This window comes from Candidatus Didemnitutus sp., assembly GCA_019634575.1.
GTDB lineage: Bacteria > Verrucomicrobiota > Verrucomicrobiia > Opitutales > Opitutaceae > Didemnitutus.
On record JAHCAY010000001.1, the window covers coordinates 1,963,805 to 1,978,814 of the forward strand.

The window sequence follows — 15,010 nt, forward strand, 5'->3', positions numbered from 1 at the left end:
GCCGGCGCGGCGCAACCCGAAATCCGCGCCTCACACCGGCACGACCTCGACGATCTCCAAGCCGTAGCCGTCCAGGCCGACGACGCGGCGGTTCGAGTGCGTCATCAACCGGATTTTTTGCAGTCCGAGCGCCGTGAGGATCTGCGCGCCGGTGCCGTAATCGCGCAGGCTCGGCCGGCGCGGCTGATCTAGCGCCGCCAACGCCTCCTGCATGCGGCCGTTCTGTTCCATGTAGACGATCGCGCCGTGGCCGTTTTTCGCCACCCGCTCCAAGGAGGAAAGCAGCGAGCGATGGCTGCCCATGTCGCGACCGTGGAAGACATCGCTGAGGAGGTTCTCCGTGTGCACGCGCACGAGCGTCGGTGAGCCGTCGAGCCGCCCCATCGTGAACGCGAGATGGTGACGACCGTCGATCTGGCTGCGGAAGACGTGCAGCATGAATTCGCCGTATTCCGACGAGAACGGCCGCGTGCTGATGCACTCGACGAGCTTTTCGCGGCGATGACGGTATTCGATCAGCGACGAAATCGAGATCAACGGCAGCCGGTGGCGCTGCTTGAACTCCACCAACTCCGGCACGCGGGCCATGGTGCCGTCCTCGTTCAACACCTCGCAGATCACCGCGACCGGCCCGAGCCCGGCCAGCGCGGCGAGATCGACCGCCGCCTCCGTGTGCCCGGCGCGCTCGAGCACGCCGCCCGGACGCGCGCAAAGCGGGAAAATGTGACCGGGCTGCACCAGTTCGTCGGGGCGCGTGGCCGGATTCGCCAGCAGTTGCACCGTGCGCGCCCGGTCGAAGGCGCTGATGCCGGTCGTGATGCCTTCGGTCGCATCGACCGACACGGTGAAAGCCGTGCGCATCGCCTCGCGGTTCTGCTGCACCATCGGATTGATTCCGAGTCGCTTCAACGCGGGCTCCGTCATCGGCACGCAGATCAGCCCGCGCGCGTGCCGAATCATCAGGTTGACCAGCTCGGGCGTGACCTTTTCGGCGGCGAAGACCAGATCGCCTTCGTTCTCGCGGCCCTCGTCATCCGTCACGATCACGACGCCGCCGGCGGCGATCGTCTGAATCGCGGTTTCGACCGAATCGAAGGGAGAGCTGGCGACGGCGGACATGGAGAAAAGAAGGGGCGGCAGCATCCGCACGCTCGCTCAACCTGTCAAATCCCGCGCGCTCAGCAGTCGCGCTTTCGTCCGCCGCCGCGCGGCTCAATCCTGCTCTTCGGCCGGCATTTTCTCGCCGGCGAAGGTGTGCCCGATCGTGTTCAGCTGGCCGCTGATGCGGCGGAGGGCGTTGACCAGTTCCAGGTAACGCGTGCTCGCGCCGAGCATGCGGTCGTCGCAGCCGATCAAACGCTGGTAATGCGCCTTCTGCACGTCGATGCACCACTTCTTGAGCGCGTCGCCCTCACGGAGAAATTCTTGCGCCGTCACGCGGTCGCGCGTCGTGAGCACGAGGATCGCCGTGTCGAGCCGGTGCAGCGTGCGCCGGTGCATTTCCGCGAGATCCGCCTCGTCCTCGGCGGAAAGCGGCAACGGATTGGCGATCTGTTTCAGGATTTGATGGCAGAAATTCTTGTCGATCACGTCGCCCACCGTCTCGAGCTGGCTCGCGAAATGGATGAGCCCGAACTGCACCTGGCTGTCACGCGGCGTCATCTGGTCGACGGGAATTTGACTGAGGTAGTGCTTGATCGCGGCGTGCATCTCGTCGACGCGGTTGTCGTGCTCCTGCACTTCGCGCACGAGCGCGGCGTCCTGGGTCTGCAATCCGCGCCACGCAGTCGTGAGCATCGACTTGATGTCCTCGGTCAGCCGCAGCGTCTCGCGCGAGGCGTTGGCCAACGCGAACACCGGACTGCTCAGCGCCGTGGGGTCGAGGTGCGTCGCGACCGAGCCGATCGGCGGGCGCGTCGGATCGTCGCGCACCGCGCGCATGACGAGTCGTCCAACATAGCCGGCGAGCAACGCGCCGGCGAAGGCCACCACCACGTTGAACCCCGTGTGAAAATTCGCCGCCTGCCGCGCGACGCCGCCCGGCATCGCTTCCATCGTCCGCTCCACCCACGGAAACGCCAGCAGCGCCGCGCCGATCGCCGCGCATTTCAGCACGAGGTTGGCGACGGCGAGGCGTTTGCCAGCGAGCGTCGCCCAACCGGCCGCAAGCGAGGTGAGCCCGAGACCGAGATTAGCCCCGAGCACGACCGGCAGCACCGTCGCGAGCGAGAACGCCCCCACACCCGCCATCGCGATCACCAGGCCGATGACTGCCGTCGAACTCTGCGTGAGGAACGTCAGCCCCGCCGCGAACACGATCATCAGCGCGCGATGGCTGCTGAACATCACCATCAGCGTCTCGAACTCGGCATTGCCCGCGAGCACGTGCGCGCCCGCACTGATGACATCCATGCCGAGGAAGATGAAACCGAGCGCGAGCAGCACCTGTCCCGCGCCGCGACCCGTTTCGCTGCGCGCCCAGAGGTAGCCGATCACGCCGCAGATCAGGAACAGGCCGTTGTAGTCGAAGAACCGAAACGCCAGCAGCTGCACCATGACCGTAATGCCGACGTTCGCGCCGAGCAGGAACACGAGCATGCGCTCCGCCGGCATCTTGCCGGCGTTGAGCAGTTGCATCGTCAGCAGCGTCTGCGCCGTGGAGGACGGCGCGACCGTGCCGAACGCCAGGCCCGCCACCGTCGCGGTCCAGCGGTTGGCACCCATGCGCTCGATCCACGCGTGCAGCGCGTGACCGATCATGCGCTCGAGTCCTTTGCGGAGAAAGCGGATGGCAAACAGCATCAGCGCGACGCCGCCCGCGATATTGAGCAGGGCAAGTGAGCCGGACATCGCGTCGCCTCAGGCGTGGAAATCGATCGTGTAGTTCTCGACCGCCTGCTCCGCCTCGGAGCCGTCAGCCGATACCGCGCCCTTGAGCAGCGTCAGGAACAGCTTGAACGCATACGGCGGACGCACGGGCTTGCTGCCGACCAGCGCCTTCCCGTCGCCGGAAAGATTCAGAATGATCCGCTCGCTTCCCAGCTTGTAGTTCGGATTCCACCGCGCCGCCGCGCGGGTGACGTCGGCCGGTGCGGACTTCTTGTCCTTGTCGTAAAACGACAGCTTGAACGTGCCGCCCTCGAGTGTGAGTCCGAGAAACGTGCCGTTGGGTCGCACAATCACAATGCCGGCGATCTTCGCTTCCGTTTTTTTATCGTCGGTCTTCGTCGTGGTCTTGGTCGTGCTGCCGGGCTTCGGGGTTTGCGCCGAAAGTTGGCCGAAGCCGAGAGCGAGGACAACCAAGAGAACGAACCGCGTCTTCATGTTCGGCACGTTAGCTTGGAGCAACCGCGCCGCAAGCCCGCGCTCGCTCCCGCCGCGACCGCTCGCCGTTTAGCTTTCGATTCACGCTCGCGACGTCATGCGCGGGGCGGCATCATGACCGTCCAGTCTATGAAACTCGCTCTCCGTCTGCTTTGCCTCGCAGTCTGTGCGACGACGACTTTCGCCGCCGCCACTCGTTCCCTCTCGCGCGCCGAGCTGCGCGACAAGATTCGCGGCGCGTGGGCCGGGCAGATGATCGGCGTCGTCTACGGCGCCCCCACGGAGTTTCACGCCCTCGGCCGCACGTTCGACGATCCCATCAAACCCGAGCCCATCACCAACGCCATCGTGCAGGACGACCTCTACGTCGAGATGACGTTCTCCAAGGTCCTCGACACCGTCGGCCTCGACGCGACGAGCGACGACTACGGCGCGGCATTCGCGCAATCCCGCTACAAACTCTGGCACGCCAACGCCGCAGCGCGACGCAACCTCCAACGCGGCCTGCCCGCCGCGCTCAGCGGCGACCCGCGCTACAACGCGCACTGCGACGACATCGATTTCCAGATCGAGTCGGACTTCATCGGCATCCTCTGTCCCGGCCTGCCCGCCGAGGCCAACCGCCTCGGTGAGCGCGTCGGCCGGGTGATGAACCACGGCGACGGCCTCTATGGCGGCCTGTTCATCGCCGGCATGTATTCCGCCGCGTTCTTCGAGAGTGATCCACGACGCGTGGTCGAGGCCGGCCTCGCGAGCATCCCGGCAAACAGCGGCTACGGTCGCATCATCCGCGACCTGCTCGACTGGCACGCCGCGTATCCCGGCGACTGGCGGAAAATCTGGCAGTTGCTCGCCGACAAATGGGACCATGACGACATCTGTCCGGAGGGCGCGCATCGCCCCTTCAACATCGACGCCAAACTCAACGGCGCCTACGTCGCGCTCGGCCTGCTCGCTGGCAACGGTGACTGGCAGCGCACGATGGAAATCGCCACGCGTTGCGGCCAGGACTCCGACTGCAATCCCTCCAGCGCCTGTGGCGTGCTCGGCGCGATGATCGGCTTCGAGCGCATCCCCGCCGAACACCGCACCGCCGTGCTCTCCATCGCCGAACGCAAGTTCGACTACACCGACTACTCCTTCCGCGACATCGTCGCATCGTCCGAACGTCTCGCCCTCGCAGTCATCCAGCGCGCCGGCGGGCGGGTGGACGACCAAGAGGTCATCATCCCGCGACAGACGGTCACGCCCCCGCCGCTCGAGTCATCGGGCTACGGCCGGCCGGTGCAGCTCATCAACAGCGATGAAGCGGCGTGGACTTGGCGCGGCGCGTGGGAATCGAAACCCGGCCAGTTCTGGTCCGACAAATACATGGCCCGCGAAGCGAACGGCGCCGGCGCGGAGGCCGAGTTGAAATTCCGCGGCACTGGCGTCGTGCTCATCGGCAGCCTCATCCACGACGGCGGCCGGGCCGATGTCTTCATCGACGGCGTGAAATGCGATCTCGTGGCCGACGCCTACGTGGACGACACGCGCACGCACGACAACGACCTCTGGCGCCTGCCGGGACTGAGCGACGGCGAGCACACGTTGCGGATCGTCACGCGGAGCGACGCCGACCCGCACTCCTCCGGCCGGCGCTTCGGCATCATTCGCGCCGTGATCTATCGCGCGCCCTGATCGCGCCGAATCTGCTCGCGCAATCCCTGCCAGCGCGCGAGACGGTCGGCGATCTTCGTTTCCCAACCCGCCGTCTTCGGGGTGTAGAGCGCGAGCGGTTTCTCGAGGTAGGTCTGCCCCGAGACGTTCTCGGGGAAGTCGTGCGAGTAGAGGTAACCCTTGCCGTGACCGGCGCGCTTGCTCGCCTGACCACCCTTGTCGCGCAGGTGGACCGGCACGGGCTGCACCGACTGCTCCTTGAGTGCGCGATGCGCCGCGCCGAGCGCGAGCGTGGCCGAGTTGCTCTTCGGCGCGGTGGCGATGTAGAGCGTCGCGTGCGCGAGCGTCAGCTCCGCCTCCGGCAAACCGATGAAATCGCACGCGTGATGCGCCGCGACGGTCAGCGGCAGCGCCTGCGGGTCCGCCAGGCCAACGTCCTCGCTGGCGAGGATGACGAGGCGCCGCGCGATGAAGCGTGGGTCCTCGCCGCCGGCGAGCATCTTCGCGAGCCAATACATCGCCGCGTCCGGATCGCTGCCCCGGCAGCTTTTGATGAACGCTGAGATCGTGTCGTAGTGCTCGTCCTCATCCGCGTCGTAGCGAATGCGGCGCTCGCGCGCGAAAACCTCGAGCTCCTTTTCCGAGATCGCAGCCTTCTCCGGCAAAGAGAGCGCGAGGACTTCGAGTGAGTTCAACGCCCGGCGTAGGTCGCCGTCGCAGAGCACGGCGAGATCGGTGAGCACCTTGTCGTCGGCCGCGTGCTCGCGCGCGCCGAGCCCACGCTCGGTATCGGCGAGTGCCTTGCGGAGCACGCCCGCGACCGCCACGGGCGACAGCGGCTCGAGCCGGAAGAGGTGGCTGCGGCTGAGCAGCGGCGGATTGACGTAGAACCCGGGATTGTGCGTCGTCGCGCCAATGAGACGCACGCTGCCTTCCTCGACGTCGGGCAGCAGCAGGTCCTGTTGGGATTTGTTGAACCGGTGGAGTTCGTCGATGAAGAGGATCGTGCGCGCCTCGGGCCGGCGGCGGGCGAGCGCGAGGATTTCGCGGAGCTCGGCGACGTTGCTCATCACCGCGTTCACGCGCACGAAGCGACTGCCGGTTTCGCGCGCGATCGCCTCGGCGATGCTGGTCTTGCCACAGCCGGGCGGCCCGTAGAAGAGCAGGCTCCCGAAGCGGTTCGTCGCGATCAGTTGCGGGAGCAAACTGCCGGCGCGCGTGATGTGATCCTGCCCGACGACCTCGACGAGCGAGCGCGGGCGCATGCGCGCGGCGAGCGGCTGGTGCGAGCTGTCCTTCGGCGCTGGCGCAGGGGCTTCGCCGAAGGGCGCAGGCGCGGCGGATTCCTCGCCGAAAAGTGAGCCGGTGTCTGCGCCGCGTGCCATGATTGTCCACACAGTGGTCCGCATGGGGCGCGAAACAAGTTTGAAGGCGCGCGCCCGATCGCTTTGCTGGCCGTCTTGCCCGAGGGCCCGGGTCGGACGATGACCAACGCCCTGCGCGCTCCCCTGCTCTGGCTGCTGCTGCCTTTCTGCGCGGGCATCGCGTGGATGGACCACGCACCGGACATTTCCATTCGCTCGCTCACTGGCCTCGCGCTGCTCGGCACGGCGCTCGCGCTCGTCGGCGGTCGCGGGCGCTCAGTCCTCGCTCAGACGGTGTGGGGCACCGGCTTGGTGGTGGCGGGGATTGTGGCTGGCGCGGGCTGGATGAAGTGGCGCGCCCCAGTGCCGCTGGAATGGGCCGGGCCGGCACGCGAAGTGAGGGTCGTCCTGCGCATCGAGCAGGTCTTCCCGCCCGCTCCACAGCGCAAAACGCTCAACGGCATCGCGTGCGTGATCGGTGGCGATGGTTCGGCGGTGCGGCTGGCGGGACAGCGCGTTTATTTCTCCGCCATCCGGCGCATCAGCGTGCCGCCGACGGTCTCGGGCGAATACCGTTTCGCCGGCGTGGTGGAGGCGTTGCCGGAGGACGAAAGCGGCGGTCGCGATTTCGACGCGTATCTGGCCACGCTCGGCATTCGCACGCGCATCGCGCGCGGCCATTTGCTCATGGAAACGCGCGCACCGGCGGCGTTCCGGGTATTTTGCGACCGCATGCAGGATCGGCTGGCCGCGGTCCTGCGGCGCGGCCTCGAGGCGCATCCGAACGTCGTCTCGCTTTACCTCGCCATGCTGCTCGGGGAAAAGGCGGTGCTGTCGGCGGAGCAGCAAAGCGCATTCATGCGCAGCGGCGTCTTTCATATTTTTTCCATCAGCGGGCTGCACGTCGGGGTGATCGCGGTGGCGATCCAAAGCGCGCTGCAGCTTCTGCGGGTGCCGCGCCGCGCGGCCATCGTGGCCGGGCTGGCGGTGCTCTGGCTTTATGTCGAGGTGACGGGGGCGAGTGTCCCGGCGGTGCGCTCGTTCCTGATGATCGCGTTTCTGCTGGGTTCACGGATTTTCCGGCTGCCGGGCAATCCGCTGGCGGCGCTCGCGGCCGCGGCGTGGTCGACGCTGTTGCTCGATCCGCGGCAGTTGTTCTCCACCGGCTTTCAGATGTCCTACGCGGTCGTGGTCGCGCTGATCGTGATGGGACTGCCGCTCGCGGAGCGCTGGCAGGCGATGTGGCAGCCGTGGCGCGACCTGCCGGAGGCGGGCTGGAGCCGCTGGCAACGGTGGGTGCGCGACGGTGGGCGCGAGGTCCTCGGTGCGCTCGCGATCACTTGCGCGGCCACGCTGGCGAGCATGCCGAGCAGCGTCGGTTATTTCGGTTTGCTGTCGCCGGGCGCGCTGGCGGCGAATCTCGTGATCATCCCGATCTCGTCGCTCGCGATCGTCGCGGGGTTTCTCGCGATGGTGGGCGGGCTGGCGCACGCCGGGGCGCTCGTGCTGGTGTTCAATCACGCGGCGGCGCTGCTGATCATCGCGATGGATTGGCTGGTGCAGAAGGGCACGCCGTTGCCCGGCGTATATTTCGCGGCGGAATTTCACGCCCCGTGGATGGCGCCGGGCGCGACGGTGTTCGTGCTCGGCACGATGTTCGTCGGGGCAACCGCGCACTGGCGAAAAGCGGCCGGCGGATTCTGGCTGCCGGTGGCGGCCGTGGCGCTCGTGTTGATTTTCGGCGTGAAGTTTCCCTGAACGCGGCAATCGTTCCGTCCATGAAAAGCGCCTACGAACTCGCCATGGAACGCCTCGCGAAGTCCGACCCGTCGAGCGGAAAACTCACCGCGGAGCAGAAGCAGCGGCTCGCGGAGATCGATCGCGTGTTCCAAGGCAAGATCGCGGAGCGCGAGATTTTCCTGAAGCAGCAGCTCGACGCGGCTCTGGCCAAGCAGGAATTCGACGAGGCCGACAAACTGCGCAAGCAGATCGCCAGCGAAAAGGCGCGACTCGAGGAAGAGCGCGAGGACGAGAAGGAACGCGTGCGGCGCGCGAAGTAGAGCCGGTCTCAGACCGACTCAGGTTGTTGTCGCGAGTGCAGCTCACATCGCGAGCGAGCGGTTCTTGCCCACGGATTGCACGGATGAGCACGGATCACGCAGCGAAGACGGTGCCTCCATCCGTGCTCGTCCGTGCAATCCGTGGTTCAAAAAGGCCCACCGGGCGCGGCGCAGCGCGTTCGGCCGGGATTAGTCGGTGAACTCGAACTCCGCGCACAGCGCGTGGTGATCGGACGCGATGGTCGGCTTCACGACGTGGCGGACCGGTCTCAGGGGCGCGTTGTAGAACAGGTGATCGAGCACGAAAGGCCGGCGCCGCCAAGTCACCTCGCGATCCTGCACGGTGCGGAAGCCGACTTGGGCAAACTGCTCCACGAGCGACTGGTGTTTGCTGACGTTGAAGTCGCCGCCCAGCACGGTCGGACCGGTCGATTTTGCCAGCTGGGCCGCTACGAGCCGGCGTTGCTCGTTGTGCACCTCGCTGCTCGAGCGGAGCATGAAGAGCGCGAGGAGGTGCGTGTTCATCACGCGCACCTCGCGGCCGGCGATCGTGGTCGTCGCACCGATCAGCAGGCGATCGGTCGGCGTCTTTTTTTCGCCGAAGAAGTCGAATTCCACGGCGGGCGACGGCAGGTCGAGACGGAAGTGGTCGCGGAGCGGCGTGCGCGAGAAAATCGCCAAGCCGATGCCGAAGGGCAGCTCGCGGGGATCCTCACGGGGAAACGAGAAATAGCTGTCGTAGCCGGCGAGGGCACCCTTCAGGCGGCTGTAGTTCGGGGGGATCGGCGGCTGCGTGCCGCCGGGCTCGGCCAGTTCGACTTCCTGCAACAGGATGAGGTCGGCGTCATGACTCTTGATCTCTTCGATGGTGTGGCTGAGGCGAATCGGTGCACGGTCCGGGTCAGTGTCGTTCCACATCTGACCAAACTGCATGTTGAACTGCAGAATTTTGAAGTGCGGCGGCATCAGCGGAGGGGAGTCGCGCGGGTCCCGCTCCAGCGAGCCGAGAAACTGCGAAAGCCGGGGAAAAGACGTGGGCTCATGCGCTGCAGCAAGTCGCTGGCATGTTCGCCCGCGGTGAAGACGCGGCAAGATTATTTACCCATGCGACTACTCGGGCTCGGCTGTGCCTTCCACGACCCATGTTTTGGCTTCGGGGACGTGGCAGAAAAATTCCCGGAGCGCGGCACTGAGGTGCTCGGCATAGCGGAAATGCGCGCCCATGCCGGTGCGCAGCTCGGCTTCGTAGATGAATTTGTCGGCATGCGTGCTGTGCTCGAACGGCGTCTGCGCGCCGAGGAGCAGCGAATAGACGTAGGCCGGCGAGCCGCGCTGCATGAGTTCACGCGTGAGCGCCGCCTGCGCGTCGAGCAGCGGCTGGTGCGCGGCGTGCGCGATCTCGGGGGGCAGATAGAAGCCGGCTTGAATGAGCGGCGTGTAGCGGTGGCCGGTGCGGTGGCGGTTGAGGTCGCGCAGCTCGGCAACCGCCATGTTGTTCCAGGCAAAGGTCACGCGCGTGCGGCGCGTCGCGGTGCCTTGGTAGCCGTAGCGGTTGGCGCGATGGCGCAACGCCTCGGGCACGGGTTGCTCCTCGCGCAGCCACGGCGGTGTGTCGCGATCGACTTTCACCCAAACCTGATCGGCGAGCGGCGCAGCCGAGAGGCGTTCGAGGCCGAGGCGGCACGAAGTCGCGAGCTCCTGCGCGGCCTGCGCCTCGTAGGACTTTTCCGCCGAGCTGTGGCGCATGAGGCGCGGCGACATCTTGAGCAGCACGTCGCGGATCGCGGCGGCGGCGGCCTTGGCCTCGGGTTGACCGAGCGAGTCGAGGTGCTTCACCGTCGCGGCCCACATGCGCGAGCTTTGGACGAGGCCGAGATTCGTGCGCGTGGCGAGCGGGATGAAATAGCGGGCGCGGTCGAGGGCGTAGTTTTTGCGGATACGCGTGACGACGGCGGGCTTGGCGTTCGGCGGGAGCCGGATGAGCTCGGGTTTCTCCTGACCGAGCTGGTCGAGGCGCGCGTATTCGGCGTTATAGGCGGCGAAGGCCTGTGCCATCACGCTCGTCCACTGGCCGGCGAGATCGTCGGGCACGCCGAGTTCGGCCGGTGTCGGCAGGTTGGCCGCATCCATCGTGATGTAGCGCGTGCTCGATTCCTGGCCGTCGGCCATCTGCGCGATCTCGAAAATTTTATATGCGAGCCACATCGAGACGCCGTCGAGCGCGAGGGCGAGACCGCCGGTGAGACCGCCGATCGAGGCGTGGCCGTAGTCGACGAATTTCAGGATGCGATCGATCGACTCGTCGGGATGCGCGAGGTCGACCTTCGAGAGGATGTTGGCGAGGCCGTCGTTGCTGCGCGAATAACGGGCGAGCACGGACGCCAGGAGCTCGGGCGTGACTTTCGGGAGATCGGCCGCGGAGGGCGGCGGGACGACGGCGATGCCAGTGACCTTCATGCGCGCGAAAACACGAAAGAGTTTCGCGCGCGGTGGCGAAGGAAATTAGCGGAAAACTTTGGACGCCCCGAGGCTTGGCAACGAAAGACGCGGCGCTAGCGTCCGCCCATCCCATGAAGCCGGTCGCTTTCGCTGCCCTGTCGGTTTTCCTTGGCGTGGCGTCAGCCTTCTCCGCCATGCCCGACTTCCGCTCCTACAGCCTGGATGGATCCCCGGTCCTCGATTCCACCCTCCAGCAGCACGTCGAGGCGATCGATGCCTCGCTGCGTGCGCGCTGGGAGATTCCCGATGGGCAGACCTCCGTCGGCGTGCTCGACCTGCGCACGCTACGCCTCGCGTGGGTGCGCCCCGACCGCATCGACTACGCGGCGAGCGTGCCGAAGGTCGCGATCCTGCTCGGCTGGTTCGCCGCCCATCCGGAACCGGCTGCGCTCGACGCGACGACACGGCACGAACTCGGATTGATGATCAAGCAGTCGGACAACGAGCTCGCGGCGAAATTCTCGCAGCAACTCGGGCTGGGCTTCATCCGCGGCGTGCTCGACCGCTACGCCCTCTACGACGCGCAGACCGGCGGCGGCATTTGGCTCGGCAAGCATTACGGCAAGGGCGGCGAGCGTGTGGCCGATCCCGTCGGCGGGCATTCGCACGCTGCGACGGTGCGGCAGCTGTTGCGGTTTTACCTGCTGCTCGAGCAGGACCAGCTCGTCTCGGCCGAGGCGTCGGCAGCGATGCGGGATATCTTTCGATCACCGGACATCCCGCACAAGGAGGACAAGTTCGTCGCCGGACTGGCGGGACGCGCGGGGCTCGAGATTCGCCGCAAGGCGGGTTGGTGGGAGGACTGGAACCTCGACACCGCAGTTGTCACCGGCCCCGGACGTCACTACGTCATCGTCGCGATGGTGCACCACGCGCATGGCGAGGAGTATCTGCGGGCGTTCGCGGCAGCGGCGGACGACTTGCTTGCGCCAGTCAAATAGTCGTCGATGAAACGCAAAAGGCCGGTCGTGAGGACCGGCCTTGGCAACGAAACAGACTTATCCGCTTAGCGGTTCAGCAGCCAAGCCGACAGCGGCTGTTGGAAGAAGCCGAGCAGCACGGTCACGAGCGCGAGGCTCGCGAGGATGGCAGTGTTGATCAGCGACGGTTCGGCGGCGGACACCGGCGCGGGCGTCTCGCCCTCGGGGCGCCAGGTCTCGAACCAAGCGGCCTTGATCCAGCCGAAGTAGTAATAGATCGAGACGACGACGCACACGATCGCGATGGCGAGGAGCGTGTAGAGCTTGGCTTCGAACGCGGCCATGAACACGAGCAGCTTGCCCATGAAGCCGGCGAGCGGCGGGATGCCGGCGAGCGAGCCGACACCGATCGCGAGCACCGCGGCGAGGAACGGGCGGTCCTTGGCGAGGCGATCGTAGCCGTCGAGGTCCTGCTGCGTGTCGTCGTCGCCGGCGAGATGCGCCATGACGCCGAACACCGCCATCGAGGCAAACATGTAGGTGAAAAGGTAGAACCAGACCGCACCGCTGGCCCATGACACGGTCATCGACGCCGTCACGCCGAGCAGCAGGAAGCCGGCGTGCGAGATGCCGGAGAGGCCCATGAGGCGCTTGGCGTTGCGCTGCGTGAGGGCGGAGAGGTTGCCGAAGAGGAGCGTCGCGGCCGCGAGGGTCGAGAGCACGGGCACGAGAATCCCGCTGAGCGGCGCGAAGACGTTGTGCACGAGCGTGAGCAGCACGGCGAACCCGGCGGCCTTGGAACCAACCGCGAGGAACGCGGTGACGGGCGTCGGCGCACCCTGATAGACGTCGGGAATCCAGATCTGGAACGGAAACGCACCGATCTTGAAGCCGACGCCGCTGAGCACGAGCAGCGCCCCGAGAATGCCGAGAAAGTTGTCGGGGTTCTTCGCGAGGAAATCGGCCACGACGTCAAACTCGAAGCCCGTGTGCGCGACGCCGCCCATCTCCACGCGGCCCACCGCGCCGTAGAGCATGACGATGCCGAAGAGCATGATCGCGGAGCTGAGCGCGCCGGTGACGAGATACTTCAGGCCAGCCTCGAGCGTGAGGGCGTTGTCGCGGAAGTAGGAGACGAGGATGTAGAAGCCGATCGTGATCGTCTCAAGCGCGACGAAGAACATCACGAAGTGGTTGCTCTGCACGAGCAGCATCATCGCGGCGGTGATAACCAGAACGATCGCGTAGAACTCGACGCGCGGCATCTTGCTGCGCGGCAGCACTACGCTGGCGATCGCGCAAACGAGCAGGCTCGAGATCGTGAAGAACACGCGAGCGATCTGCCCCGGCATGTTGTGGCGGAGCAGGCCGGCGAAGGTGTCCTGATTCATCCACGCGGTGTCGAAATTGATGACGATACCGCCCAGGACGAACAGCAGCGTGATCGTCGCCACCCACGGGATGTAACGGTGCTGGCTCTTGGGGAGCACAATCTCCGAGGCGAGGAGGCCGAGCGCCGCGCACGCGAGGATTAGCTCAGGAAAGATCGCAGCCCACTGGTTCGAATCGGCGGCAGCTTGGAGAAGTTCGGTCGACATGGCGGCGGAAAATCAGCGGGAGGAAACGTTGCGCACGACGGCCGGCGTCGGGGCGGTCAGTGCGGCGTTGGCGGCGGTCGAGATCGTCTTCGGCCAGAAGCCGATGACGAGGAGCGCGACGAGGAGAACCAGCGCCGGCAGACGCTCGCTCCAAGCGAGGTCGACGGCGGGATGCTTGGCGAGGACCGTGTTCAGTTGCTCGGTCGACGGCCCGAAGAACACGCGGGCCGCGGCGCGCAAACCATAGATGGCGGAGATGACGACGCCGGCGATGGCAACGGCGGTGAGCGCGGGCGAGAACTGCCAGAGCGAGACGAAGACCGTGAGTTCGCCCCAAAAGTTGGCGAAACCCGGCAGGCCGATGCTGGCCATGGTGCCGGCGACGAAGAACGCGGCGAGCACGGGGGTCTTTTGCGCGAGGCCGCCCATCTCCGCCATGTCGAAGGTGTGCGTGCGGTGGTGAACGCTCGTGGCGAGGAGGAACAGCAGCGCGACGGACAGGCCGTGCGCAACCATCAGGAGCACCACGCCGCCCGTGCCAATGACGGAGAGCGTCGCGATGCCGAGGAAGCAGTAGCCCATGTGCATGACCGAGCTGTAACCGAGCATTTGCTTGAGGTCGCGCTGGGCGATGGTGACGAAGCCGATGACGAGCACGTTGCCGACGGCGGCGAGCACGGCGAGCGGCCAGGCCCAGGCCTGTGCGCCGGCGGGCAGCAGGGGCAGCGCGATCTGGATGAGGCCGTAGAGGCCGAACTTCTTGAGCACGCCGGCGTGGAGCATGGCGGCGGACGACGGCGCGGCGCCGTAGCCGAGCGGGGCCCAGGTGTGCAGCGGCCAGAGGGAGACCAGCGTGCCGAAGCCGAACATCAGCAGGCCGAAAATATATTTCTGCGCCGTGACGGAGAGTGGATTGGCGGCGAGCTCGGCGCGGAGCGTCACGAGGTCGAAAGATTCCGCGCCGCTCTTGGTGTAGATGGCAATCAGGCCGGCGAGTGAGAGCATGGCGCCGACGGTGAGGTAGATCGTCATCTTCATCGCCGCGTAATTGCGGTCCCGGCCGCCCCAGATGCCGACCATGATGAAGGTCGGAATGAGCGCGAGTTCGTGGAAGAAATAGAAGAAGAAGATGTCGACCGACGCGAACGTGCCGAGGAGGCCGCCCTGCATGATGAGCAGGAGCATCAGGTAAATCTTCAGACGTTCGGCGTTGGAGCGCAGCGCGTAGATGCCGGCGGCGAGGCCGACGATGGCCGCGAGCATGAACATTGGCAGCGAGACGCCGTTGAGACCGAGCTTCAGCGCGATGCCGAAGCCGCCGAGGCCGGTGTCGACCTTGCTCAGGAACTGGTAGGCGTTGCCGGCGTCGGTCGGGAATTGTTTCCAGAGCCAGACGGCGATGATCGCGGGCCAGATGAAGGCGATCGCCGCCAGTTTGGTCGCGAAGCGCTTCGGCAGACCGAGGCCGATGGCCAGCGCGACGAGGAGCGGCGTGGCGATCGCGAGCTGCAGGAGAAGGGCGTTGTCAGACATGAAGTGAAAGGCAGGGAGAAACCACGAATGGACACGAATGAACACGAATCTGC

General features: G+C 66.3%; 12 protein-coding genes. 4 read left to right on the forward strand and 8 right to left on the reverse strand.

Annotated elements, in window-relative coordinates; genetic code table 11:
• Positions 1 to 30: 30 nt before the first annotated feature.
• The 3 genes from ribB to KF715_08250 all read right to left on the reverse strand — a co-directional run bounded on the left by ribB (position 31) and on the right by KF715_08250 (position 3,324).
• Positions 31 to 1,119, reverse strand: coding sequence for a 3,4-dihydroxy-2-butanone-4-phosphate synthase (ribB, locus tag KF715_08240; protein MBX3736662.1), 1,089 nt, complete (start codon positions 1,117 to 1,119; stop codon positions 31 to 33).
• A 93-nt stretch (positions 1,120 to 1,212) separates the two neighbouring features.
• Complete coding sequence (locus tag KF715_08245) at positions 1,213 to 2,850, reverse strand: Na/Pi cotransporter family protein (protein MBX3736663.1); 1,638 nt, start codon at positions 2,848 to 2,850, stop codon at positions 1,213 to 1,215.
• A gap of 9 nt (positions 2,851 to 2,859) precedes the next feature.
• Positions 2,860 to 3,324: a hypothetical protein gene (locus tag KF715_08250; GenBank protein ID MBX3736664.1), complete on the reverse strand. Its 465-nt coding sequence runs from the start codon at positions 3,322 to 3,324 to the stop codon at positions 2,860 to 2,862.
• A 129-nt stretch (positions 3,325 to 3,453) separates the two neighbouring features.
• On the opposite strand from KF715_08250, the gene KF715_08255 reads away from it, so the two are divergent.
• Entirely contained in the window at positions 3,454 to 5,004 is a 1,551-nt protein-coding gene (locus tag KF715_08255) for an ADP-ribosylglycohydrolase family protein (protein MBX3736665.1), read from the forward strand.
• On the opposite strand, the gene KF715_08260 is transcribed toward KF715_08255, so the two are convergent.
• Complete coding sequence (locus KF715_08260; protein ID MBX3736666.1) at positions 4,989 to 6,392, reverse strand: replication-associated recombination protein A; 1,404 nt, start codon at positions 6,390 to 6,392, stop codon at positions 4,989 to 4,991. The two genes, KF715_08255 and KF715_08260, sit on opposite strands and share 16 nt — an antisense overlap.
• A gap of 51 nt (positions 6,393 to 6,443) precedes the next feature.
• On the opposite strand from KF715_08260, the gene KF715_08265 reads away from it, so the two are divergent.
• Together KF715_08265 and KF715_08270 are read left to right on the forward strand one after the other, a co-directional pair.
• The gene (locus tag KF715_08265) at positions 6,444 to 8,105 is read left to right on the forward strand and encodes a ComEC/Rec2 family competence protein (protein MBX3736667.1); all 1,662 of its coding nucleotides are present in this window, start codon (positions 6,444 to 6,446) and stop codon (positions 8,103 to 8,105) included.
• Between the two features lie 20 nt (positions 8,106 to 8,125).
• Positions 8,126 to 8,407 (forward strand): hypothetical protein, encoded by a 282-nt coding sequence (locus tag KF715_08270; protein ID MBX3736668.1) that lies wholly within the window; start codon positions 8,126 to 8,128, stop codon positions 8,405 to 8,407.
• Positions 8,408 to 8,596: 189 nt separating this feature from the next.
• On the opposite strand, the gene KF715_08275 is transcribed toward KF715_08270, so the two are convergent.
• A complete protein-coding gene (locus KF715_08275) occupies positions 8,597 to 9,373 on the reverse strand; it encodes an endonuclease/exonuclease/phosphatase family protein (protein MBX3736669.1) in 777 nt (258 codons plus the stop codon).
• A 144-nt stretch (positions 9,374 to 9,517) separates the two neighbouring features.
• The gene (locus KF715_08280) at positions 9,518 to 10,864 is read right to left on the reverse strand and encodes an FAD-dependent thymidylate synthase (protein ID MBX3736670.1); all 1,347 of its coding nucleotides are present in this window, start codon (positions 10,862 to 10,864) and stop codon (positions 9,518 to 9,520) included.
• 113 nt (positions 10,865 to 10,977) lie between these two features.
• Here KF715_08280 and KF715_08285 point away from each other — a divergent pair, with 113 nt between their 5' ends.
• Positions 10,978 to 11,847 carry a serine hydrolase gene (locus KF715_08285; GenBank protein MBX3736671.1) on the forward strand — a complete coding sequence of 290 codons (870 nt, stop codon included), beginning with the start codon at positions 10,978 to 10,980 and terminating at the stop codon, positions 11,845 to 11,847.
• 65 nt (positions 11,848 to 11,912) lie between these two features.
• Here KF715_08285 and KF715_08290 read toward each other — a convergent pair whose 3' ends face one another.
• Both KF715_08290 and KF715_08295 read right to left on the reverse strand, forming a co-directional pair.
• Positions 11,913 to 13,424, reverse strand: a complete 1,512-nt coding sequence (locus tag KF715_08290) for an NADH-quinone oxidoreductase subunit N (GenBank protein ID MBX3736672.1) — start codon at positions 13,422 to 13,424, stop codon at positions 11,913 to 11,915.
• 12 nt (positions 13,425 to 13,436) lie between these two features.
• Entirely contained in the window at positions 13,437 to 14,957 is a 1,521-nt protein-coding gene (locus KF715_08295) for an NADH-quinone oxidoreductase subunit M (protein MBX3736673.1), read from the reverse strand.
• Positions 14,958 to 15,010: the final 53 nt, after the last annotated feature.

Excerpts from the sequence above, each read along its gene's own strand:
- ribB (MBX3736662.1), bottom strand. The coding sequence starts at position 1,119 with ATGTCCGCCGTCGCCAGCTCTCCCTTCGATTCGGTCGAAACCGCGATT.
- KF715_08245 (MBX3736663.1), bottom strand. The coding sequence starts at position 2,850 with ATGTCCGGCTCACTTGCCCTGCTCAATATCGCGGGCGGCGTCGCGCTG.
- KF715_08250 (MBX3736664.1), bottom strand. The coding sequence starts at position 3,324 with ATGAAGACGCGGTTCGTTCTCTTGGTTGTCCTCGCTCTCGGCTTCGGC.
- KF715_08255 (MBX3736665.1), top strand. The coding sequence starts at position 3,454 with ATGAAACTCGCTCTCCGTCTGCTTTGCCTCGCAGTCTGTGCGACGACG.
- KF715_08260 (MBX3736666.1), bottom strand. The coding sequence starts at position 6,392 with ATGCGGACCACTGTGTGGACAATCATGGCACGCGGCGCAGACACCGGC.
- KF715_08270 (MBX3736668.1), top strand. The coding sequence starts at position 8,126 with ATGAAAAGCGCCTACGAACTCGCCATGGAACGCCTCGCGAAGTCCGAC.
- KF715_08275 (MBX3736669.1), bottom strand. The coding sequence starts at position 9,373 with ATGCCGCCGCACTTCAAAATTCTGCAGTTCAACATGCAGTTTGGTCAG.
- KF715_08280 (MBX3736670.1), bottom strand. The coding sequence starts at position 10,864 with ATGAAGGTCACTGGCATCGCCGTCGTCCCGCCGCCCTCCGCGGCCGAT.
- KF715_08285 (MBX3736671.1), top strand. The coding sequence starts at position 10,978 with ATGAAGCCGGTCGCTTTCGCTGCCCTGTCGGTTTTCCTTGGCGTGGCG.
- KF715_08290 (MBX3736672.1), bottom strand. The coding sequence starts at position 13,424 with ATGTCGACCGAACTTCTCCAAGCTGCCGCCGATTCGAACCAGTGGGCT.
- KF715_08295 (MBX3736673.1), bottom strand. The coding sequence starts at position 14,957 with ATGTCTGACAACGCCCTTCTCCTGCAGCTCGCGATCGCCACGCCGCTC.